This is a genomic window from Bradyrhizobium sp. HKCCYLS1011 (assembly GCF_051167795.1).
Lineage (GTDB): Bacteria > Pseudomonadota > Alphaproteobacteria > Rhizobiales > Xanthobacteraceae > Bradyrhizobium.
Genome location: NZ_JBNPTT010000009.1, coordinates 84,060 through 105,612 on the forward strand (window position 1 = coordinate 84,060; position 21,553 = coordinate 105,612).

Genomic DNA, 21,553 nt, shown 5'->3' on the forward strand with positions numbered 1-21,553 from the left:
GGACCTCCCACTCACTTGTTCGCCTTCTCGTCGCCGGGCAGCGGATAGTCCGCACCTTCCCAGGGCGACAGGAAATCGAACTTGCGGAATTCCTGGTTGAGCCGGACGGGCTCGTAGATCACCCGCTTCTCGGCGTCGTCGTAGCGGACCTCGACGAAGCCGGTGAGCGGGAAGTCCTTGCGCAGCGGATGGCCGTCGAAGCCGTAGTCCGTCAGCAGCCGGCGCATGTCGGGATGGCCGGTGAAGATCACGCCATAGAGATCGTAAGTCTCCCGCTCGAACCAGTCGGCTCCCGGAAACACCTCGATGATCGAGGGCACCTGGGTCGTCTCATCCGCCTCGGCCTTCAGCCGGATGCGCGTGTTCAGTGTCGGCGACAGCAGGTGATAGACGACATCGAAGCGCTTCCCGCGATCGGGATAGTCGACGGCCGTGATGTCGGTGAAGTTGATGAAGCGGCAGGCCGGATCGTCGCGCAGATATTTCACGACCTCGACGATCCGGCTCGGCTCAACATGGACCGTGAGCTGATTGAAAGCCACCGAATGTCCTGTCGCCGCGCCGGGAAGCGCGCCAACGATCGTCTGCCCAAGGGCGTCGAGCTTGCCGTCGTCCATTCGAAAAACCTTCAGCGTTCGATCGTGCCGGTGCGCCGGATCTTCTTCTGCAGCAGCAGAACACCGTAGAGCAGCGCTTCCGCGGTCGGCGGGCAGCCGGGCACGTAGATATCGATGGGAACGATGCGATCGCAGCCGCGGACCACCGAATAGGAAAAATGGTAGTAGCCGCCGCCATTGGCGCAGGAGCCCATCGAGATGACGTAGCGCGGCTCAGGCATCTGGTCGTAGACCTTGCGCAGCGCCGGCGCCATCTTGTTGGTCAGAGTGCCTGCGACGATCATCACGTCTGACTGGCGCGGCGAAGCGCGCGGCGCAAAGCCGAAGCGCTCCACATCATACCGCGGCATCGAGACCTGCATCATCTCGACTGCGCAGCAGGCCAGACCGAAGGTCATCCACATCAGCGAGCCGGTGCGTGCCCAGGTGATGAGGTCGTCAGCGGCAGCAACGAAAAATCCCTTGTCGGACAGCTCGTGGTTGACCTCGAGGAAATACGGGTCGTTGGCACCGATCGGCTTGCCGGTCGCAGGATCGAGAATGCCCTTCGGAGCCGGAGCGATGGCCGGCCCGGTTCCGGGCGTGGTCGGGCTCAATCCCATTCAAGCGCGCCTTTCTTCCATTCGTAGGCAAACCCGACTGTCAGCACGGCCAGGAACACCAGCATCGACCAGAAGCCGGCCGCGCCGAGCTTGCCGAACGCCACCGCCCACGGAAACAGGAACGCCACTTCGAGGTCGAAGATGATGAAAAGGATGGCAACCAGGTAGAAGCGAACGTCGAACTTCATCCGGGCGTCATCAAACGCATTGAAGCCGCACTCATAGGCCGACAGTTTCTCGGGGTCCGGCTGCTGGTAGGCGACCAGGAAGGGGGCGATCAAGAGCGCCAACCCGATCAGGGTCGCGACACCGATAAACACCACAAGAGGAAGATAATTCTGGAGAATGCCGGTCATCGGCGTGACTTTCTTCTGCGGTTTTCGGGACCGGGCCGCAGACTCGTTGCATTGGAATTGTTCTGAGCCTTAGCGCAGCGCACTAAGCCGCGCAAGACAAGCTATCTTGACGCCGTCAGCCCTCCCCACATTGCGGTCCGCCCGACACACCTTGGCCCTGCGCAGACGACAGAGCCGGATTGCGCCTGCATCCGACCTGCGTCGCGTGCTGCGCCGGCAGTCCCCCCACCACTGTTGGATCTGAGCAATGACAAAGCGAGCGGCGGCGTCACCACCCTCGAGGCGCCTGCGCTTGTCGCGATAGGTCCGCGAGCTCGCGCGCAGCCAGGTCGCCTTGGCCAACCCCCTCGCCTCTATCCGCTATCTAGGGATTGATTCGCCTCAACACAAACCGCGAGATCACGAGGTTTTCTCCATGTCACGCGCTTCGATCGATGGACGTCTTGAACGTCTATCCTACTTGGTGCAGCCGCCCCGCCGAGGCCCGCTGCCGAGGGCGAGGTCCCGGTCAGCGGCATGGCCCGCGCCGTCGCGGTCCAACCCGAGGTGCTGCTCTTGGGCGAGCCCTGCGCGCCGCGCCGATCCGATCTCGTCCGCCAAGATCGAGCAGACCATCGTCGAGCTCCGGCAGGATCATGCGACCGTCATCGTGACCTACAATCCGCAGCAGGCGGTGCGCGTCTCCGGCTTTGGCGGCTTCAATGTCTCCGGGCGAGACGCTGGAATTCGGAACTGTCCAGGACGACTTCCAGCCCCCGAAGGAGGCGCGCACGGAGCGCGTCATCACCGTCGGCTTGGCTGACCGGCAGCCCGGCACCTCCAGCCCGATTGAAGTTAGGAATATTGCAACCGAACGAAACCATTTCGAGGAAGCGAAGAAACCGGTTCGAAACAAACACCGATTAATGGTGCAGGCAACCAAATGGCGCACTGAGACGCCGGGAGGCTGAGATGAACCACACATTCCATTCCGCCGATCGTGCGACCCACCTGAAGATCCTGGTGGTGGCGCTGGTGGCCGGTATCGCGGTGGCCGCTTTTGGGATCGCCGCCCGCTCCTCCGTTGACGACAGCCAGACCGCATCCGCGCGCGTGGTCAAAGCCGGCAAGCCGGTCGTCGTCACCAGTTCCGACACCCCGATGGTCCGCTGAGTCCTCCTGGCATACGGCATCAGCCCAGCCGCGGCCGCCCCTTAGGCGGCCTTTTTTTGTGTCTGACAGACCGGAGGTGCTGAACACAGTGGAACGCGCCAAAGGGCGCGCCAAGCAGCGTGCGCGCCCGAACCGGCCGCTATCGAGGATGGAATGTTAAGCCATTGAAAACATGGCGCGAGAGACGGGGCTCGAACCCGCGACCTCCGGCGTGACAGGCCGGCGCTCTAACCAACTGAGCTACTCCCGCGCGATCGCGAAACCCGCGGAGAGCCGGGACTTAAAGGGGCCAACTTTCGAAGTCAAGGACAATGAGATGCCCTGTGGGAAGTCGGTCTGTCCCCCCTCGCCGGGCTCGAATTCCCGCACCGGACCCAGGGCCACCCGACCCGTCCAAGCGGGCCCAGCCGGCCGCAGCCCTTCACAAAGCCGGTTCCGGTCTAACCCTGCCGGGCGCGCGTCTGTTATACCGTCGGCCCAGCTTCACCCCATTCCGCCGTGGCCAGCATGCTCAAATCTCCCCTCGCCTTCACCCATACCGTGACCGAGCGTTTCCTGCGCTATGTCGTGATCGACACCCAGTCGGACCCGAACTCGTCGACCTGCCCATCCACGGAAAAGCAGAAGGACCTTGGGCGCGTGCTCGCCGCCGAACTGCAGGCGATGGGGCTCACCGACGCGCATCTTGACCAGCACGGCTATGTCTACGCGACGATTCCCGCCACCACCGACAAGCGCGTGCCCGTCATCTGCTTCTGCTCGCACATGGACACGTCGCCGGACTGCACCGGCGCCAACGTCAAGCCGCAGATCGTGCGCAACTACCAGGGCGGCGACATCGTGCTGCCGGGCGATCCGACCCAGGTGATCCGCGCCGCCGACCATCCGGCCCTCAAGGACCAGATCGGCAGCGACATCATTACGACCGACGGCACCACGCTGCTCGGGGCCGACAACAAGGCCGGCATCGCCGAGATCATGGATGCCGCCCATTTCCTCGTAAGAAACCCGCAGATCAAGCACGGCACCATCAAGATCCTGTTCACGCCGGACGAGGAGATCGGCCGTGGCGTCGACAAGGTCGACCTGAAGAAGCTCGGGGCCGATTTCGGCTACACGATGGATGGCGAGACCGCCGGTCACATCGAGGACGAGACCTTCTCAGCGGACGGCGCCAGCATCACCATCACCGGCGTCAGTGCTCATCCCGGCTTCGCCAAGGGCAGGATGGAGCACGCCATCAAGATCGCCGCGGCGATTGTCGAGCGCCTGCCGAAGGACAGCTGCTCGCCCGAGACGACCGAGGGCAAGGACGGCTTCCTGCATCCGGTGGGCATCTCCGGCGCGCTCGAACAGGCGCGGCTCGATTTCATCGTGCGCGATTTCGCCGAAGCGGGCTTGAAGCAGAAGGAGGCGCTGCTCGAAGCGATCGTCAAAGACGTGATGAAGGGCTACCCGCACTCCAGCTATCGCATGGAGATCAAGGAGCAATATCGCAACATGAAACAGGTGATCGATCGCCACCCGGAGATCGTCACCTACGCCGAAGATGCGATCCGGCGCGCCGGGCTCGATCCGATCAGGACGTCGATCCGCGGCGGCACCGACGGCTCGCGGCTGTCCTTCATGGGACTGCCCTGCCCCAACATCTTCGCCGGCGAGCACGCCTTCCACTCGCGCCAGGAATGGGTCAGCGTGCAGGACATGGAGAAGGCGGTGCAGACCATCGTGCACCTCGCCATGATCTGGGAAGAGCGGGCCTCAGGTTAGCCTCCGAACAATGCCGTTTCTTTGGCCTTTTCTCTTCGGGGCGCGAACCGCGGATCGATCGCAGCCGGAATACCGCGCCTATACGACGCGGTTCGATCGGGAAGTCGACGCAGCCGGCATTGACAACGTGCTCGGGCCGTTGAGTAAGAAGGATCGTGCTGCGCTGGACGAGGCTTGGCACGTGTTTCAAACCGACCTGCTCCCGTGGAGGACACGGCTGCATATTCGTGCCGCTGAGATCGCCGCAGAAATCAGAGCCCGTCTGTCTGAGCAGGAAAGGGCCGATACGACCGTGACACTGCTCGTCGACCAGTCGGGTTCGATGCGTGGTCAGAAGATGATATTCGCCGCTGCAAGCGCCGACATTGCTCAGGAGTTCCTTGCAAACCTTGGTATGAGCTGCGAGGTGCTGGGCTTCACCACGAGCAGTTGGCGCGGGGGACGCTCGCGGGCACAATGGCGCTGGTACCTCCGACCGCGCCGTCCCGGCCGCCTCAATGATCTTCTGCACATCATTTATAAAGACGCGAAAAACCAGCGTGCGAGCAGCGGCGACCATGCCTTCCGACAAATGTTAAGGCCCGACTTGCCGAAGGAGAATATCGACGGCGAGGCCGTTCTATGGGCCGCGGATCGACTTCGAAGATTACCACAGCACCGGAAGTTCCTTATCTTCCTGTCGGACGGCGCTCCGGTTGACGATTCAACCCTCCTGGCCAACGGTCCAACCTATCTTGCTGATCATCTTCAGCGCGTCGTCGAGACGATCAACGCAGCCAGAGACATTCGGCTCATCACAATCGGTATCGGTCCGACGGAAGAAGGTAGTTCTCCCGTCTCCACCCGCGTCGACGCACCCGATGGTCTCGGCAGCGCGCTGATCGAGTTGCTTGGGAGCACTCTGGTCTGCAGTGTCGAACAGCCCCATTAACCGGGAACCCCCCGCCTCGTATTGCGTCGTTTCTGCTAACAGCAGGCGGAGGACACGATGCCCAAAGAGAACGATCTCGAAGGCCCGCCGGATATGGGCGGCAAGCATGGCGGCCAGGCCGGCGTGCCGAAGCCGACACCGCGGCCCGATCCGCATGAGGCCACTAAGTCCGGCGATGTGCCGGCACGACAGTCCACGACCAAGCCTGACCGGAGCTGAAGCCTCTCGAGGCAGCTCAGGCGCGGGCGGTGACCAGCCAGATCGAGCCCGGCAAGATCACGCTGTCGCCGTGCAGATGCGGCGCCAGCATCTCGCGGATCGACTGGCGCGCCGCCTCGCGCAGTTCCTCAGGATGCCCCTGCAAGGCACGGCTCGCCGGGCCGATCCCCAGCGCAGAGTCCACGGCCGCATCGAGCCCCTTGCCGATTGCGACATCGAGCGACAGCGCACATGCCTCCATGGCGATGTCAGCAAAGCCGGCCTCGCTCAGGATGCGCCTGACCCGCTCCTCTGACGCGAACGCGAACGGACCTGGCTCTTCCGGCCCCACTTCGGGCATTTTGGGCACATGGCGATACACCGCCTGGAGCGGCGCCATCATCCAGGGATTTTGCTTGGGCTCACGCCAGCAGGCAAAGACAACGCGGCCGGATGGTTTGAGAGCCCGGCGCAGATTGGAAAACGAGACCACGGGCTCGGCGAAGAACATCACGCCGAAGCGCGACACCAGAAGATCGAAACTTGCAGGCTCGAACGGGTGGACCGTCGCATCCGCGAGTTCGAACTGCACCGGGAGCTCGGCGGTCGCGGCCGCTTGCGCGCGGGCCAGCATCGGGACCGAAATGTCGACGCCGAGCACGAAGCCGCCGGGTGCCACCTGTTTGGCGAGCGCGAGCGCGAGGCCACCACAGCCGCAACCGACATCGAGGATGCGATCGCCCGGCCTGGCCTGGATCCGCTCGATCAGGATCTGCGAGACCGGTGCGAGCAGGATCTCCTGTGCGGCCTCACGGTCTGACCAGCGCTGGCCGCCGGGGCCGTTCCAATAGGCGATCTGATCGGCATTTCGTTCGTGGCCTGAGGTGACTTGCATGGCGGGATCTGCGCTTCTGACAATGACAGGGCGCAATCCGCGCACGTGCGCGACCCCGATGTCAAGCCACGAGGCTTTGACGCATTTTCAATTCGCGCGGCGCGGCGTGATCAGCATCGGTAGGCCGTTCACCGGCCGCAAGGTGATCTTCTGCTGCGGCCAGACCTCGGCGCCTGGCGCGAGCGTCAGGTCGAAGTGTCGGATCAGCATCGCCAGGACCAGGGTGGCCTCCTGCAGCGCAAAGGACGCACCGATGCAGGTGCGCGGACCGGCACCGAATGGCAGATAGGCGTAGCGGGCGATCCTGGCGCGTGCCCCCGGCATGAAGCGCGTGGGATCGAATTCGTCCGGCCGGTCCCACAAGGTGCGGTGGCGATGCAGCACGTAAGGCGCGACCACGATCAGCGCCCGCGGCCGGATCGTAACTCCTCCGACTTCATCGACCCGTTCGGCCGACCGGCTGAGCGCGGCAATTGGCGGATAGAGCCGCAACGCCTCCTCGACCACCGCGCGCGTCACGACCAGCCGCTCAACGAGCCCCTCATGCGAGCCGGCCAATTCGCGATCCGCCTCGTCTCGCACCCGCTTGGCCCATTCCGGCGCCTGCGACAACAGGAAGAGCGACCAGGCCAGCGTATTGGCGGTGGTCTCATGGCCTGCGGACAGGAAGGTCAGAATATTCGAGCGGACCTCGGTGAGGCTCATCGGCCGGCCGGTCGAGGGATCGAGCGCGCGCAGCAGCAGGGTCAGCAGGTCGGTTGCCGGTTCTGACTGTGGACAGGCGCCAAGGCGCCGCTGCCGGGCGGCGATGATCCGGTCGATGACGCCCTCGAAATAGCTCATGGTCTGCTTGAGCCGCCTCCGCCCCGGTCGCGGCACGATCTCCGGGACGCCGAACAGATCCAGCGCTCCGATCCTACCGATGGTGGCGAAATAGGCGTTCATGGCCAGGCGGAATTCGTCGAGATCGCTGGCCACGCCGTCCGAGAAGATGGTGAGCGCCAGCACGTTGAGAGTGAGCAGCGTCATCTCGGTCGCGACATCGACGACGTCGCTCGGCGCAAATCGGCGCCATCGCTCGACCAGCCCTTGCCCGGCCGACAGCATCGCGGCGGTGAGCCCGATCACCGTCCTGCGCGCGAACACCGGCGCCAGCGTGCGCCGCTGCACCTCCCAGCGCTCGCCCTCCACGCTCAAGAGTCCGTCGCCGAGACCGACCGCCAGGATGCGGCGCTGGATCGGGTCCTTGCGGTAATTGGCGGCGTTGTCGACCAGCACGTGCTTGATCGCGGCGGGTTCGTGGACCAGCACCGCATCGGCAAAGGGCAGCGTCACCCGCGCGATCGGCAGCTCGAAAAAATCTGCGCTCCAGCACTCCAGCGGATTGCGCTTGAGCGTGGACAACAACCTGAATAGCCCCAACCGGGCTGCCGGCGGCACCGGCGCCGGCGGCCGAAAGGAGACCCCGGCGCCGTCTGACATCAACAGCATAAGTAAAACAAAGCCCCAGCCGAAATGACCCCATAACGCAGGCCCGTCATAGATGTTCCCGCTTCCGCCTATTGCAGAGACTGGCAATCTGCGGCTCCCCGGCAGGTGCGCAACGGTTGCTGAAGGGACTGTAAACCGTCTCCTAACGAACCAAAGCGGTGCAGCTACATGCCGCTGCAGGGCTGCGCTATACCTCTCATACTACCGATGACAGCGCTTTGGGATTGCGGGGGTTGGCGTGCAAAATCGATGGCTGGTGGAGCTGTTCGTCTCGTGGCTTCCATTTATCATACTGATCGGTGTCTGGCTTTGGCTCAGCCGTCGATGGTCAGCCGGCTCCGCCGCAAGGCTGGTGCAGCTTTACGAGCAGCAGATCATTGAAAGCAGGCGCATGAACGCGCATCTGGAGCGGATCGCGATCAGCCTTGAGAAGCGCGCGGCCGAATAGCGCGGGTCGCCACGCTGGCGCAAATGGCCTCTCTCTTGCTTGCTGATGCAGCAAGCCCGAGTGACTTCATGCGATATCTCGTCGTTGCCGATCTTCATTACACACTGCCGCAGTTCGACTGGCTGGTAGCGGCCGCCGTTCATTTCGATCTCGTCATCTTCGCGGGCGACGCGCTCGATCTCGGCTCGATCGTTGACTACCGAGCTCAGATCGTCGTGGTTCGAAAATACCTGTCGATCATCGCAGCCAGGACCCGCGTTGCCCTCTGCTCGGGCAACCACGACCTCGACAACAGGAGCCCCGAGGGAGAAAAGATTGCAAGCTGGATACGCGAGGTCCGAGAGCTTGGGATCGCCTGCGATGGCGATACGCTGCGGCTTGGCGATCTGACCCTGACCATCTGTCCCTGGTGGGATGGCCCCTTGGTCAAGGCCTCGATCGAGCGACAGCTCAGCGACGCGACCGCCGAGCGCGCGACGAACTGGGTCTGGGTGCATCACGCTCCGCCGACGAATTCGCCGGTGAGCTGGGGCGGCAAGCGCTTTTTCGGCGATTCCGAGCTCCTGAACTGGATCACTCGCTATCAGCCCTCAATGGTCATTTCGGGTCATGTCCACCAGTCACCCTTCATCGAGGAGGGCTCCTGGTTCGACAGGCTGGGTTCGACATGGGTGTTCAATACCGGCCGGCAGCCCGGGCGTCCGCCGACCTACATCGTCGTCGAGCCTTCCGCTCGTCGGGCCTACTGGCTCGCTGCAGGTCAAGCCGAGTGGATCGATCTCAACGCGCCGTTGCAGAGGCCGGCGCGGCCGGTCGCAGATCCACCCGATTGGCTCAAAGCCGTGGATCGGATTCCAGATCCGTTCCTGGTGAAACCTGCTGCGGCGGCAGATTGATCATGCTCTGCAGGACCTCGCCGACCATTGCGAGGTGGGTCCCGTGCCCGGCATATTGGCGCTTCAGGTCGGCAAGATAGGTGTTTGCAACGTTCAGGCGCTGCGCCAGCATCCGAGCGACCGAAAGTGCGAGTTCTGGCGTTTCCGCCAAGAAGCGCCCGGCATCGACGACCTCGTAGACACGGCATTCGGTGCAGGCCCGGACAGTGGCCGTGTGCGGTTGATCCAGCAGCAGCGACATCTCACCGAACAGCGCACCTGGCTCAGAGACGACCGCGACCGTTGCGCCAGCCTTGATCACCTCCAGGCGGCCTTCCAGCAGAATGTAGAGGTGTCCGGTGCCGATGCCTTCCTGAAGCAGGTCCGAGCCTGCCGGAATGGTCCGCTCGCTTCCACCCGTGCAGTGGCGCAGGAATTCGCTCATGTGCTCGTCCAAACTGACCGTCACGCAACGATCAGCCTAGCTGAATAAAACCCGATCACAATGCGGAATTCGCAAGCTCTGGAGCGTGCCAAACCCATGAAGGTGCGGCAAGGATAGGTCTCGGCGCGTGTCACCAACGCTCGGAGATGCTTTCGCCGACCCCAAGCGCAGCCCAGCGGTGACTCAGGCGCTGAAACTCGGTTCGAATCTCGGCAAGCCGTTGCGGCGTAAATTGCGCCCGCTCTCTCGGCCCCATCCGCGCCAGCATGCTGCTTGCGGACGAGGCCATCGCCGCAGCACGCGCGCGCAGCGCCGGATCATCCGCGTGCTGCAGCCAGTCGTGCCAGCACACATAGGTGGCCCGCTCGGATCGACCATAATCCTCGGTCTGCTCCGGCATCTGCCGACGGTCCTTCGCCGCATGTTTCCGCTGCAAGCGCGAGGCGGTACGGCTGGACGCGTCCGCTGCAACCGCATGAAAGGTCCTGGCTGTGCCGCCCATGGCGAGCCGCCCGAAAATGGCGCCTCAGAGCCCGAGGCATTTTTCGACAATGAAGTGCTGCAGATCATGCGGCATCCAGGGATCGAAGCCGGGCGCCGGATTCATCTCGAGCACCCGCCCATCATCCAATGTCGCCCGCACCGGGTAGCGGCGCTCGCCAGTTCGGATGAAGCTGACCGACATCGATTTGCGCGCACGTTGTCTCATGGGGCAAATACCATCACATGACGAACTGGGCGCGGCTCCTACACCAAGGACGCAGCCATATTGGCCTGGCGTCCGTATCGCGCACGCAGACAACCGATCGAAATCCAACAACGGAATGGGAGGAACATCGGGCAACGGAATGGTAGGCGGTGAGAGATTCGAACTCCCGACCCTCTCGGTGTAAACGAGATGCTCTAACCAGCTGAGCTAACCGCCCGAACGCCGCCTCTTTACCCCTTGCCCGCCGTCCAATCAATCGCCCGGACGGGCCGGCAGTCCGGTTATCTCATCGATCCAGCGGACGGCGGAGCGGCACCATTTCTGGCGGCGAGGCTTGAGCTGGTCGCGCTGGCGGATGCTGCCCCAGCGAATGCCCCAATCTCCCGGCGCGCCCTCGCCGCTCGTGAACAGCGGAGCACCGCAATCGCCGCAGAAGTGCTGCTGCCGCGGCCGGCCATTGTCGCCGAGCTTGGTATAGAGCTTGGGCGTGCCGCCCGTGAGCCGGACCTGCTCGGCCGAGCAGACCACGGTCACCCGAAACGGCGAGCCGGTCAGGGATTGGCAGTCCGTGCAATGGCAGATCGAGACCTGCTCCGGATCGATCTCGGCGACAAATGTCACCCGCCCACAATGGCAACCACCGTCGATCTGCATGGGGAGCCTCCGAACCGGGCCGCGCATTTGCTCGAAGGATAAGGCAAAGCTAAGCGAAACGTAAGAGCAACTTAAAGACGCATTCATCCATGACAACTACCTTCCCGCGGGTGCGTCGACAGGTCGGCAGCGCCGCAAAAGCCTTCCGACCGCGCGATCCTCGAACGAGCACACCGCATAGGGAGCAAGATATGACCAAATCGATTTTAGCAGCAGGAACATTCATCGCGTTGCTGGCCGCTTCGAGCTCGGCCCAGGCAATCTGCGTCACCCAATTCAGCGATCAGCTCTATGGCGTCAACAAGGCCAATGACGGTGGCATCTACCACGTCAGGCAGATCGGCAATGACGTCTGGTGGAGCGGCGACAGTGCTGACCAGCGCGTCAGAAACGTGTTTCATGGCCAGATCAAGGGCAACATTCTGACCGGCGGCTGGCTCGATGTTCCCCTCACCGACCATGAATTTCCGACCAATGCCGGCCAGGTCACCCTCGAAATCTCTGCAGATCACGACAGCTTCAAGAAGCTGAACAGCCCAACCGGCCCCCACGCGGCGTCATGGCGAGGGATGCTCAGCTGCCCCGATACCGACTGACACATCCGAACGCGCCGGACGGCCGCAACGGCGTAGCACGAAACGGGTCCACGAGCGCAGGTCCCGGCTGGCTGCCGGACCGAAACGCAAGCGTCACGCGCTCACAAAAAAAGCGGCGCCCCGGTGGCGGGACGCCGCTTCGTTTTGATAGTCGGTCGCTGTTAGTGCGCGGTCAGACCGCCGGCAGCTTCCTCGGTCTCCGCCGAACTGACGGGGACCTTGGTATCCTCCTCCCAGACGATCGGCACCGGCTTACGCACCAGGGCGCGGGCGACGACGTCGTCGAGGCGGGCGACGGGCACAATCTCCATACCGCCCTTGATGGCATCGGAAATCTCCGAAAGATCCTTGGCGTTGTCCTCGGGGATCAGCACCGTCTTGATGCCGCCGCGGGCCGCGGCCAGCAGCTTCTCCTTCAAGCCGCCGATCGGCAGCACGCGTCCCCGCAGCGTGATCTCGCCGGTCATCGCGACATCATGGCGGACCGGGATTCCGGTCATCACCGAGATGATCGTCGTCGCCATGGCCACGCCGGCCGAGGGGCCGTCCTTCGGGGTCGCCCCCTCAGGCACGTGGACGTGGATGTCGCGCCGGTCGAACAACGGCGGCTCGATGCCGTAGTTGATCGCACGCGACCGAACGAAAGATGCCGCAGCCGAGATCGACTCCTTCATGACGTCGCGCAGGTTGCCCGTCACCGTCATCTTGCCCTTGCCGGGCATCATGACGCCTTCGATGGTCAACAGCTCGCCACCAACATCGGTCCAGGCCAAGCCCGTCACGATGCCAATCTGGTCGTCCTGCTCGATCTCGCCGAAGCGGTACTTCGGAACCCCTAAGAATTCCTCGACCGTCTTCTCGGTGACCTTGACCGACTTCTTCTTCGAGATCATCAGCTCCTTCACGGCCTTGCGGGCCAGAGTGGAGATCTCACGCTCCAGGTTGCGCACGCCCGCTTCGCGGGTGTAGCGCCGGATGACGTGCAGAAGCGCGTCGTCGTCGATCGACCATTCCTTCGAATCCAGACCGTGCTTGGACAGCGCGTTCGGGATCAGATGCTTGCGCGCGATCTCGAGCTTCTCGTTCTCGGTGTAGCCCGCGATCCGGATGATCTCCATGCGGTCCATCAGCGGTCCCGGAATATTGAGCGTATTCGCGGTCGTGATGAACATCACGTTGGACAGATCGTAGTCGACCTCGAGATAGTGGTCGTTGAAGGTCGTGTTCTGCTCGGGGTCCAGGACCTCCAGCAGCGCGGACGACGGGTCGCCCCGGAAGTCCGAGCCCATCTTGTCGATCTCGTCCAACAGGAACAGCGGGTTCGAGGTCTTGGCCTTGCGCATCGACTGGATGATCTTGCCAGGCATCGAACCGATATAGGTCCGGCGATGACCGCGGATCTCCGCTTCGTCGCGCACGCCGCCGAGCGAGACGCGCACGAATTCGCGGCCCGTGGCCTTCGCGATCGACTTGCCGAGCGAGGTCTTGCCGACGCCGGGAGGTCCGACCAGGCACAGGATCGGGCCGGTCAGCTTATTGGCGCGCGACTGCACCGCCAGATACTCGACGATACGGTCCTTGACCTTCTCCAGCCCATAGTGATCCGCATCCAGAACCGCCTGCGCGGCCTCCAGATCCTTCTTCACCTTGGACTTCTTGTTCCACGGGATCGACAGCAGCCAATCCAGGTAGTTGCGCACGACGGTCGCTTCCGCGGACATCGGCGACATCTGACGCAGCTTCTTCAGCTCATGCTGCGCCTTCTCGCGCGCTTCCTTGGAGAGCTTGGTCTTGTTGATCCGCTCTTCCAGATCGGCGAGCTCGTCGCGGCCGTCCTCGTCGCCCAGCTCCTTCTGAATGGCCTTCATCTGCTCATTCAGGTAGTACTCGCGCTGGGTCTTCTCCATTTGTCGTTTGACACGAGAACGAATCCGCTTCTCGACCTGCAACACCGAGATCTCGCTCTCCATCAGGCCCAGCACCTTCTCCAGGCGCGTGGTGACGGACAGCGTCTCCAGGATGCCCTGGCGATCGGCGATCTTGACCGCGAGATGCGAGGCGACCGTGTCGGCCAGCTTGCCGAAATCGGTGATCGACTGAACGACACCGACGACCTCAGCCGAGATCTTCTTGTTGAGCTTCACATAGCTCTCGAAATCGGACACGACCGAGCGCGCCAGCGCTTCCGCCTCGACCGATTTGGCATCGGTGTCGGCCAGCGCAACGGCAGTGGCTTCGTAGTAGTCGGCCCGATCGGTGTACTTCTCGACGCGCGCGCGCTCCAAGCCTTCGACCAGCACCTTCACGGTGCCGTCGGGCAGCTTGAGCAGCTGCAGAACGCTCGCAAGCGTGCCGGTCTCGTAGATCGCGTCCGCAGCCGGATCATCGTCGGACGCATTCTTCTGCGTCGCCAGCATGACCAGCGCGTCGTTCTTCATGACCTCTTCGAGCGCGCGAATCGACTTCTCGCGGCCAACGAACAGCGGCACGATGTTGTGCGGAAAGACGACGATGTCACGGAGCGGAAGCACCGGATAAGCGTGGCTTTCGCCGTAGACAATGGTTGGCCGAGGTTTAGGGGTCGTCATGGCCTGTTCCTTTTGTTTAGCCCCCTTGCACGCAGCCCGCTCGCTTGCGCGACCGCCACAAGGTGCGATCTGATCCGGACTTCACTGACGCGTGGGTATCGCCCGTTTGTTTCGGATCGTTGTTGAGGCGAATCCCTGGATCGAGAATTTTTCCGCCACGCACATAAGGTGGCTATCGACCCGGGGGGTGTCAAGTCTCGGAAAACACCCGCCAATTAAGGCTTTACGCAGCGGGACGCTGAAACAATTTGGTCGCTGCGGAAGGTCTTCCGCAGCGACTGTCACTTGCAAAAATCGCGACCGTAGCTTCGAGTGGCCAGCGCAGGATTACGCGCTGGCGCTGCTTTCCACGGCGCGATCCGATCGATCGGCGTAGATGTAGAGCGGGCGTGCCGTGCCTTCGACCACCTCGCGCGAGATCACCACTTCCTCGACGCCTTCCAGACCCGGCAGGTCGAACATCGTCTCGAGCAGGATGCTCTCGAGGATCGACCGCAGACCGCGTGCACCGGTCTTTCGCTCGATGGCCTTGCGGGCCACCGCACCCAGCGCCTCGTCGGCGAAGGTGAGCTCGATGTTCTCCATCTCGAACAGCCGCTGGTACTGTTTCACCAGCGCATTCTTCGGGTCGGTCAGGATCTTCTTCAGCGAGTTCTCGTCCAGATCCTCGAGCGTCGCCACCACCGGCAGACGGCCGACGAATTCCGGGATCAGGCCGTACTTCAGGAGATCCTCAGGCTCGACGTGACGGAAGATCTCGCCGGTCCGGCGGTCTTCCGGCGCCAGCACCTGGGCCGCGAAGCCGATCGAGGTCGAGCGGCCGCGCGCGGAGATGATCTTCTCGAGCCCCGAGAACGCACCACCGCAGATGAACAGGATGTTGGTGGTGTCGACCTGCAGGAACTCCTGCTGTGGATGCTTGCGGCCACCCTGCGGCGGCACCGAAGCAACCGTGCCTTCCATGATCTTGAGCAGCGCCTGCTGGACACCCTCGCCCGACACGTCGCGGGTGATCGAGGGATTGTCCGACTTGCGACTGATCTTGTCGATCTCGTCGATATAGACGATGCCGCGCTGCGCGCGCTCGACATTGTAGTCGGCGGCCTGCAGCAGCTTCAGGATGATGTTCTCGACATCCTCACCGACGTAACCGGCCTCAGTCAGCGTCGTCGCATCCGCCATCGTGAAGGGCACGTCGAGGATGCGGGCCAGCGTCTGCGCGAGCAGCGTCTTGCCCGAACCGGTGGGACCGATCAGCAGGATGTTCGACTTTGCGAGCTCGACGTCGGAATGCTTGGTCTGGTGGTTCAGCCGCTTGTAGTGGTTGTGCACCGCGACCGAGAGCACCTTCTTCGCATGGCTCTGGCCGATGACGTAGTCGTCGAGAACCTTGCAGATCTCCTTCGGGGTCGGGATGCCGTCACGCGACTTCACCAGTGAGGATTTGTTCTCCTCACGGATGATGTCCATGCAGAGTTCGACGCATTCGTCACAGATGAAGACGGTGGGACCCGCGATCAGTTTGCGGACTTCGTGCTGGCTCTTGCCGCAGAACGAGCAATATAGCGTGTTCTTGGAGTCGCCCGTGCCGACCTTACTCATTCCTGTCTCCGTCCGCGGTTCGATCTTGTCCGCTCATTCGTACCGTACCGGCAATCGCCGGGCCGGACTGGTGAAAGAGCAAATTTCGTACCAAAATTAAGCCCTTGCCTTTTGCCTGCCGTGTGAATCACAGCCTACGCGAATCCCCCACGAACCATAACCACTGATGCTAGCCAACCATGCTGTCATCCGACTATCAAGAATTCGCTAATCGGAGGGCATACCCTAGACCGTGACAATACCGTGATTTTCGGGCTTGACACGGTCAAAGCGCATGAAATCGGCCGATCGTTGCGCCCTTGCCACGGCGGCCTGCACCAGAGGCAGGGCTCCGGCGGCCATAGCCCGCCGTGCGATAATACCGTCCTGCCCGACCGACAGCGCCTACTTGGCCAGCGGCGCCGGATCCTCAGGGCGCTTATCAATGACCTTGTCGACCAGACCAAATTCCTGGGCCGCTTCCGCGGTGAGGAATTTGTCGCGTTCCAACGCATCCTCGATCGATTTGTAGGACTGGCCGGTATGCTTAACGTAGATCTCGTTGAGCCGCTTCTTCAGGTTCAGGATCTCCTGGGCGTGCAGCATGATGTCGGTGGCCTGGCCCTGGAACCCGCCGGAAGGCTGGTGCACCATGATCCGCGAGTTCGGCAGCGAGAAGCGCATGTCCTTGTGACCCGCCGCGAGCAGCAGCGAGCCCATCGAGGCCGCCTGCCCGGTGCAGAGCGTCGACACCGCCGGGCGGATGAACTGCATGGTGTCATAGATCGCCAGGCCCGATGTCACCACCCCGCCCGGCGAGTTGATGTACATCGCGATTTCCTTCTTCGGATTCTCCGCTTCCAGGAACAACAGCTGCGCGACGATCAGCGTCGACATGCCGTCCTCGACCGGACCGGTCACGAAGATGATGCGCTCCTTCAAGAGGCGCGAGAAGATGTCATAGGCGCGCTCACCGCGGTTGGTCTGTTCGACCACCATGGGCACCAGGTTCATATAGGTTTCGACGGGATCGCGCATGATTCACCCAAGAGTTGGACCAGCCGTTTGGGACGACTGCCTGCCGCTTTGACGGATCACTCCTGCGCCGAGAACAGCGGGTGGAGAGCAAGCGGCGGACGGACATCCCGTGATGCAGAACTTCAAAGACCGCGTCCACAGATATAGACCAATTTCCCGGTGACAAGACCGGGCAACGAAGGTCGTCTTCGAACAAGGCCAATGACGTTGAAGCTGATTCCCGCAGCCCCGCCTAGCGGCCGGAACCGGCAAGACCGGCGGTTTCGCCGGTCAACCTTAATTGCAGGCTTACGCGCGAGGCGCGGCTGAAAGACGGCCTGATCAGGCCGCCTTCTCGTCCTCGTCGTCCTTGAACAGCTCGTCCTTGGCGACCTTCTTCTCGGTCACGTTGGCGAGCTCGAGGATGAAGTCGACGACCTTCTCCTCGTAGATCGGCGCGCGCAGCTGCGCCAGCGCCTGCGCATTGTTGCGATAATAGTCCCAGATCTCCTTTTCGCGACCCGGCATCGAGCGAGCGCGCTCGATCACGGCGCGGCTGACCTCGTCGTCGGTCACGGTGATCTTGTTCTTCTCGCCGATCTCCGACAGCACGAGACCGAGCCGCACGCGGCGGTCGGCGATGGTGCGATATTCGTCGCGCGCCTTCTCTTCGGTCGTGTTCTCATCGGCGAAGGTCTTGCCGGAGGAGGCCATCTCGGCCTTGATCGAGTTCCACATCAGGTTGAACTCTTCATCGACCAGCGACGGCGGCGCTTCGAACTTGTGCGCCTCGTCGAGCTTGTCGAGCAGCGCCCGCTTGACCCGCTGGCGCGATGCACCATTGAACTCGCTCGCCAGCCGGTCGCGCATCATCTGCTTCAGCTTGTCGAGCGATTCGAGGCCGAGCGTCTTGGCGAATTCGTCGTCGACAGTGGTTTCCTGCGGTGCGGAGATCGCGGTCGCCGTGGTCTCGAACTCCGCCGCCTTGCCGGCCAGCTTGTCGTTGAGATAGTTCGCCGGGAACGTCACCCTCAGCGTACGGGTTTCGCCGGCGCCGATGCCCACCAGCTGGTCCTCGAAACCGGGAATGAAGGTGTTGGAACCGATGACGACATCGATGCCCTCGCCGGTGCCGCCCTCGAACGGCGTGCCGTCGATCCGGCCGGTGAAGTTGACGGTGACGCGGTCACCGTTCTCGGCCTTGGCGCCGTCCGCCTTCGGCGTGTAGCTGCGGTTGCTGTCGGCCAGGCGCTTGATCGCCTCGTCGACATCAGCATCGGTCACCTCGGCAACCGGCTTCTCGACCGAGAAGCTCTTGAAATCGGCCAGCGCGATCTGCGGCACCACCTCGACCGAGACGGTATAGGTCAGGTCCGACTTGCCGGAGAGGATGCTCTCGACGTCCTTCTCCTCGGTCGGCATCGTCACCTTGGGCTCAGTCGCAAGGCGGAAGCCGCGCTCGCTGAAGATCTGGGTGTTGGTGTCGCGGATGGTCTCGTCGACCGTCTCGGCCATCACCGACTTGCCGTAGATCTTCTTCAGGTGTGCGACCGGCACCTTGCCAGGACGGAAACCGTTGATGCGCACCTTGTCCTTCAGGTCGAACAGCTTGGCGTCCGCTTTGGCATCGAGATCGGCGGCGGGAACGCTGACCTGGAATTCGTGCTTCAACCCTTGCGACAAGGTTTCGGTGACCTGCATGGCGTCAATCTTCTTCCGCTTCGGCTCATCCGTGAGCCAGACCATCTAAATTGTGATCGACGCGCGGCCTTGAGGCCTTGCGCCGGTGGACAGCGACCCCGCTTTCTCCTGGTGAGAGAACGGCTTCGCCGGTAAATCTCAGGGCAAACGCCAGAATAGCGCTTGGTGCGGGCGGAGGGACTCGAACCCCCACAACTTTCGTCACTGGAACCTAAATCCAGCGCGTCTACCAGTTCCGCCACGCCCGCGTGAACTGCATCGTAAGCCCGGCCGCGATGCCGCGGGCGGCGCGGCTTATACCACGCGCGAACCTCGCCGCAGCAAAAAAATGGACCGTCAACAGCGCTTTGGCCCCAGCCGGGCTGTTAATGCATTGCAGTCAAGATAGGGAGACAAGGATGACTCGCATCCCCCTCAGCGCTCAATCTTTTTTCATCATGGCGAGTTCATGACGCCCGGTCAGAAACTCAGCCGGCGGATCATCCTGGCCGGATTTGGGGCAGGCCTGCTGCGAGTGCCCGCTCTTCGTCTCGCGCGCGCAGCCGAAGCGCCGCCGCTTGAGCTGCGCGCCCGCGCCGAATCTCTGCCGCTGCTGGCCGGCCAGCCCGCGACCTCGGCGTGGGGCCTCGTCGGTCCTCAGGCCGCGCTCCGGACCCGGCAAGGTGGCACCTTGTCCTTGGCTTTGGTCAACGACTTGCCGGTGCCCACCACACTGGCCTTTCGCGGCCCGGGCTCAGCCGCCACAGTCGAGCCCCTGCTCGCGCAACCGGGGCTGGCACCCGCGGCAACCGCGCGCTTCGATATCGGGGCCAGCAGCGCCGGGACCGGCACCGTGGACCTCAGGCTGCTCGCGGACGGCGCCGCGCCGGCGCGGGTATTGCCTGTCATTATCGATGAGGCTCAGCCCGTAACGGTCGATCGCGACGAGATTTTCCTGATCGAGGACTGGCGCCTCACGCCCGACGGGAGCGCGCTGGCGCCGGGCCGCGACCCGCAGCAGGCTCAGGTCGCCTTGACGGTCAACGGCGCGAGGCTGCCGGAGATTCGCGCACGCGGGCAGGAACGGATCAGGCTCCGCTTCATCAATGGCTGCCAGCGGGCTGTGATCGCCGTGAAAATCGCCGACGTCGACGTCCGCGTGATGGCGATCGACAGCCAGCCGGCCGAACCATTCCTGGCCCGCAACGGCGCCGTGGTGATGCCCCCGGGCGGACGGGCCGATGTCTTGATCGATATGCCGGCCGCGGCCAAGGCGCCGCTGCCGATCCTGCTGCATGACGGCACGGCCGCCCAACCGATCGGCCAGATCGTCCTGTCCGACCAACCGCCGGTGCGCGCCGCGCCGCTGCCGCCGGCGGCACCGCTGCCATCCAACGGCCTGCCGGAGCAACTCGATCTCAAGACTGCCGTTCGGATCGAACTGGCGCTGGACGGGCCGGAATGGCTTGCCCCACCGAGGTTCACGGCCGCAAGCCGCCCCGCCTTCCAGGCCAAGGCCGGACGCACCGTGGTGCTGGCGCTGACCAACCGCAGCCCGACGGGTGCGACATTTCATCTCCACGGCTACCCGTTCCGATTGCTTGACCGGCTCGACGATGGCTGGAAGCCTTATTGGCTGGATACGCTCGCGCTGCAGAGCGGGCAGACCCAGCGCATCGCGTTTGCCGCCGAGACCGCCGGCAGGTTCCTGATCGAGAGCATGGGGACCGACTGGGCGGCACCGCGGCTTGTGCGATGGTATGAGATCAGGTGAGACAACAAGCCCCAGGGACAAGACCAATGACCGTTCCCGCCATCACCGGCGTGACCGCGCGCGCCGTCGTCACCCCACTCAAGCGTCCCTTGCGCAATGCATTCGGCGTCATCGACTCCGGCCCGCTGGTGCTGATCGATGTCACGACCGATCAAGGCGTCACTGGGCACGCTTATCTCTTCGCCTACACGCGGCTGGCATTGAAGCCGCTGGTGCTGCTGATCGAAGAGATCGGCGACGACCTGGTCGGCAAGCCGGTGGCGCCGTTCGAGCTGCAGCGGATGCTGGACGCCAAATTCCGCCTGCTTGGCTGGCAGGGCCTGGTCGGCATGGCCGTGTCCGGCCTCGACATGGCGTTCTGGGATGCGCTGGGCCAGATCGCAGGCAAGCCGGTGGTCGACCTGCTCGGCGGCACGGCGCTCCCGGTTCCCGCCTATGACAGCTATGGCGTACTCGATCCCGTCTCGGACGAACGCGTGCTGCGCCAGTCGATCGTCGAATTGGGTTTCCGCGCCATCAAGACCAAGGGCGGCCACGGCGATCTCTCGACCGATGAGCAGATGGTCAGGGGGCTGCGCGCCCTGCTCGGCCCGGACGTCGAGCTGATGCTCGATTTCAACCAGTCGCTAGATCCGGCTGAGGCCATCAGGCGCATTGCGCGCCTTGCCCCTTATGATCTCACCTGGATCGAGGAGCCGGTGCCGCAGGAGAACCTCTCAGGCCACGCCAAGGTGCGCAAGCGCTCGACCGTTCCGATCCAGGCCGGTGAGAATTGGTGGTTTCCGCGCGGCTTCGCCGAGGCGATCGCCGCGGGAGCGACCGACTTCATCATGCCCGACCTGCTGAAGGTCGGCGGCATCACCGGCTGGCTCAACGTCGCGGGGCAAGCCGATGCCGCCTCGATCCCGATGTCGAGCCACATCCTGCCCGAAGCCAGCGCGCATGTGCTGGCGGTGACGCCGACCGCGCATTGGCTGGAGGTGCTGGATTTCGCCGGCGCAATCCTGGCTGAGCCTCTTCAGATCATCGACGGCACGCTGACAGCGCGCGGACCCGGCCTCGGCCTCGTCTGGAATGAGAGCGCGGTGGCGAAGTACCAGGTGCAGTGAACGGCAGCCTTTGCATTCGCGAGACCCCCGCCGGCTCGATTGCACACTAAGCCCGATCGACGTTC

Annotated in this window: 23 protein-coding genes and 3 tRNA genes; 10 read left to right on the top strand and 16 right to left on the bottom strand. The window is 63.4% G+C overall.

Features of this window, described 5'->3' with window-relative positions:
- Positions 1–11: 11 nt before the first annotated feature.
- From ACQR1W_RS27880 to ACQR1W_RS27890, 3 genes are read right to left on the bottom strand one after another with little or no spacing between them, the layout of a single operon-like run.
- Positions 12–617: an NADH-quinone oxidoreductase subunit C gene (locus ACQR1W_RS27880; RefSeq protein WP_008968460.1), complete on the bottom strand. Its 606-nt coding sequence runs from the start codon at positions 615–617 to the stop codon at positions 12–14.
- Positions 618–628: 11 nt separating this feature from the next.
- Positions 629–1,219, bottom strand: a complete 591-nt coding sequence (locus tag ACQR1W_RS27885; RefSeq protein WP_434853809.1) for a NuoB/complex I 20 kDa subunit family protein — start codon at positions 1,217–1,219, stop codon at positions 629–631.
- A complete protein-coding gene (locus ACQR1W_RS27890; RefSeq protein ID WP_008968462.1) occupies positions 1,210–1,575 on the bottom strand; it encodes an NADH-quinone oxidoreductase subunit A in 366 nt (121 codons plus the stop codon). The genes ACQR1W_RS27885 and ACQR1W_RS27890 overlap by 10 nt, the downstream gene beginning before the upstream one ends.
- A 701-nt stretch (positions 1,576–2,276) precedes the next feature.
- On the opposite strand from ACQR1W_RS27890, the gene ACQR1W_RS27895 reads away from it, so the two are divergent.
- A complete protein-coding gene (locus tag ACQR1W_RS27895; protein ID WP_434853810.1) occupies positions 2,277–2,525 on the top strand; it encodes a hypothetical protein in 249 nt (82 codons plus the stop codon).
- Between the two features lies 1 nt (position 2,526).
- Positions 2,527–2,727: a hypothetical protein gene (locus ACQR1W_RS27900; protein ID WP_008968465.1), complete on the top strand. Its 201-nt coding sequence runs from the start codon at positions 2,527–2,529 to the stop codon at positions 2,725–2,727.
- A 173-nt stretch (positions 2,728–2,900) separates the two neighbouring features.
- Here the strand turns inward: ACQR1W_RS27900 and ACQR1W_RS27905 are convergent.
- Positions 2,901–2,977 (bottom strand) — tRNA-Asp (locus ACQR1W_RS27905).
- A gap of 257 nt (positions 2,978–3,234) precedes the next feature.
- Between ACQR1W_RS27905 and pepT the strand changes: the two genes are divergently transcribed.
- Genes pepT through ACQR1W_RS27920 form a run of 3 tightly spaced genes read left to right on the top strand, consistent with a single transcriptional unit; the run spans position 3,235 to position 5,647 of the window.
- Positions 3,235–4,497 (top strand): peptidase T, encoded by a 1,263-nt coding sequence (gene pepT / locus ACQR1W_RS27910; RefSeq protein ID WP_434853811.1) that lies wholly within the window; start codon positions 3,235–3,237, stop codon positions 4,495–4,497.
- Positions 4,498–4,507: 10 nt separating this feature from the next.
- Complete coding sequence (locus ACQR1W_RS27915) at positions 4,508–5,428, top strand: cobaltochelatase CobT-related protein (protein WP_434853812.1); 921 nt, start codon at positions 4,508–4,510, stop codon at positions 5,426–5,428.
- A gap of 57 nt (positions 5,429–5,485) precedes the next feature.
- Complete coding sequence (locus ACQR1W_RS27920; RefSeq protein ID WP_434853813.1) at positions 5,486–5,647, top strand: hypothetical protein; 162 nt, start codon at positions 5,486–5,488, stop codon at positions 5,645–5,647.
- Positions 5,648–5,663: 16 nt separating this feature from the next.
- Here the strand turns inward: ACQR1W_RS27920 and ACQR1W_RS27925 are convergent, their stop codons facing one another.
- On the bottom strand, positions 5,664–6,521 hold the full coding sequence (locus tag ACQR1W_RS27925; RefSeq protein WP_434853814.1) for a class I SAM-dependent methyltransferase: 858 nt from the start codon (positions 6,519–6,521) through the stop codon (positions 5,664–5,666).
- An 87-nt stretch (positions 6,522–6,608) separates the two neighbouring features.
- Positions 6,609–7,928: a cytochrome P450 gene (locus ACQR1W_RS27930; protein ID WP_434853815.1), complete on the bottom strand. Its 1,320-nt coding sequence runs from the start codon at positions 7,926–7,928 to the stop codon at positions 6,609–6,611.
- Positions 7,929–8,268: 340 nt separating this feature from the next.
- On the opposite strand from ACQR1W_RS27930, the gene ACQR1W_RS27935 reads away from it, so the two are divergent.
- Both ACQR1W_RS27935 and ACQR1W_RS27940 read left to right on the top strand, forming a co-directional pair.
- Positions 8,269–8,460, top strand: a complete 192-nt coding sequence (locus ACQR1W_RS27935) for a hypothetical protein (RefSeq protein ID WP_434853816.1) — start codon at positions 8,269–8,271, stop codon at positions 8,458–8,460.
- A gap of 68 nt (positions 8,461–8,528) precedes the next feature.
- Positions 8,529–9,356, top strand: coding sequence for a metallophosphoesterase family protein (locus ACQR1W_RS27940; protein ID WP_434853817.1), 828 nt, complete (start codon positions 8,529–8,531; stop codon positions 9,354–9,356).
- Here ACQR1W_RS27940 and ACQR1W_RS27945 read toward each other — a convergent pair.
- From ACQR1W_RS27945 to ACQR1W_RS27965, 5 genes are all read right to left on the bottom strand, one after another.
- Positions 9,295–9,780, bottom strand: coding sequence for a Crp/Fnr family transcriptional regulator (locus tag ACQR1W_RS27945; protein ID WP_434853818.1), 486 nt, complete (start codon positions 9,778–9,780; stop codon positions 9,295–9,297). The genes ACQR1W_RS27940 and ACQR1W_RS27945 overlap by 62 nt on opposite strands.
- Positions 9,781–9,910: 130 nt before the next feature.
- Positions 9,911–10,180 (bottom strand): hypothetical protein, encoded by a 270-nt coding sequence (locus tag ACQR1W_RS27950; protein ID WP_434853819.1) that lies wholly within the window; start codon positions 10,178–10,180, stop codon positions 9,911–9,913.
- Positions 10,181–10,306: 126 nt separating this feature from the next.
- Complete coding sequence (locus ACQR1W_RS27955; RefSeq protein WP_434853820.1) at positions 10,307–10,489, bottom strand: hypothetical protein; 183 nt, start codon at positions 10,487–10,489, stop codon at positions 10,307–10,309.
- A 140-nt stretch (positions 10,490–10,629) separates the two neighbouring features.
- Positions 10,630–10,706: transfer RNA gene (locus ACQR1W_RS27960), tRNA-Val, on the bottom strand.
- A 35-nt stretch (positions 10,707–10,741) separates the two neighbouring features.
- Positions 10,742–11,143, bottom strand: a complete 402-nt coding sequence (locus ACQR1W_RS27965; RefSeq protein WP_434853821.1) for a GFA family protein — start codon at positions 11,141–11,143, stop codon at positions 10,742–10,744.
- A gap of 191 nt (positions 11,144–11,334) precedes the next feature.
- On the opposite strand from ACQR1W_RS27965, the gene ACQR1W_RS27970 reads away from it, so the two are divergent.
- Positions 11,335–11,739: a hypothetical protein gene (locus ACQR1W_RS27970; protein ID WP_434853822.1), complete on the top strand. Its 405-nt coding sequence runs from the start codon at positions 11,335–11,337 to the stop codon at positions 11,737–11,739.
- 161 nt (positions 11,740–11,900) lie between these two features.
- Here the strand turns inward: ACQR1W_RS27970 and lon are convergent, their stop codons facing one another.
- The 5 genes from lon to ACQR1W_RS27995 all read right to left on the bottom strand — a co-directional run bounded on the left by lon (position 11,901) and on the right by ACQR1W_RS27995 (position 18,874).
- Positions 11,901–14,327 carry an endopeptidase La gene (gene lon / locus ACQR1W_RS27975; protein ID WP_434853823.1) on the bottom strand — a complete coding sequence of 809 codons (2,427 nt, stop codon included), beginning with the start codon at positions 14,325–14,327 and terminating at the stop codon, positions 11,901–11,903.
- Positions 14,328–14,654: 327 nt separating this feature from the next.
- Positions 14,655–15,929 (bottom strand): ATP-dependent Clp protease ATP-binding subunit ClpX, encoded by a 1,275-nt coding sequence (gene clpX / locus ACQR1W_RS27980; RefSeq protein WP_008968477.1) that lies wholly within the window; start codon positions 15,927–15,929, stop codon positions 14,655–14,657.
- 384 nt (positions 15,930–16,313) lie between these two features.
- A complete protein-coding gene (locus ACQR1W_RS27985) occupies positions 16,314–16,946 on the bottom strand; it encodes an ATP-dependent Clp protease proteolytic subunit (RefSeq protein WP_434853824.1) in 633 nt (210 codons plus the stop codon).
- A gap of 321 nt (positions 16,947–17,267) precedes the next feature.
- Complete coding sequence (gene tig, locus ACQR1W_RS27990; RefSeq protein WP_434853825.1) at positions 17,268–18,626, bottom strand: trigger factor; 1,359 nt, start codon at positions 18,624–18,626, stop codon at positions 17,268–17,270.
- 163 nt (positions 18,627–18,789) lie between these two features.
- Positions 18,790–18,874: transfer RNA gene (locus tag ACQR1W_RS27995), tRNA-Leu, on the bottom strand.
- Positions 18,875–19,074: 200 nt separating this feature from the next.
- Here ACQR1W_RS27995 and ACQR1W_RS28000 point away from each other — a divergent pair.
- Positions 19,075–20,379, top strand: a complete 1,305-nt coding sequence (locus tag ACQR1W_RS28000) for a multicopper oxidase family protein (RefSeq protein ID WP_434853826.1) — start codon at positions 19,075–19,077, stop codon at positions 20,377–20,379.
- A gap of 26 nt (positions 20,380–20,405) precedes the next feature.
- Positions 20,406–21,488 carry an enolase C-terminal domain-like protein gene (locus tag ACQR1W_RS28005; protein WP_434853827.1) on the top strand — a complete coding sequence of 361 codons (1,083 nt, stop codon included), beginning with the start codon at positions 20,406–20,408 and terminating at the stop codon, positions 21,486–21,488.
- Positions 21,489–21,553: the final 65 nt, after the last annotated feature.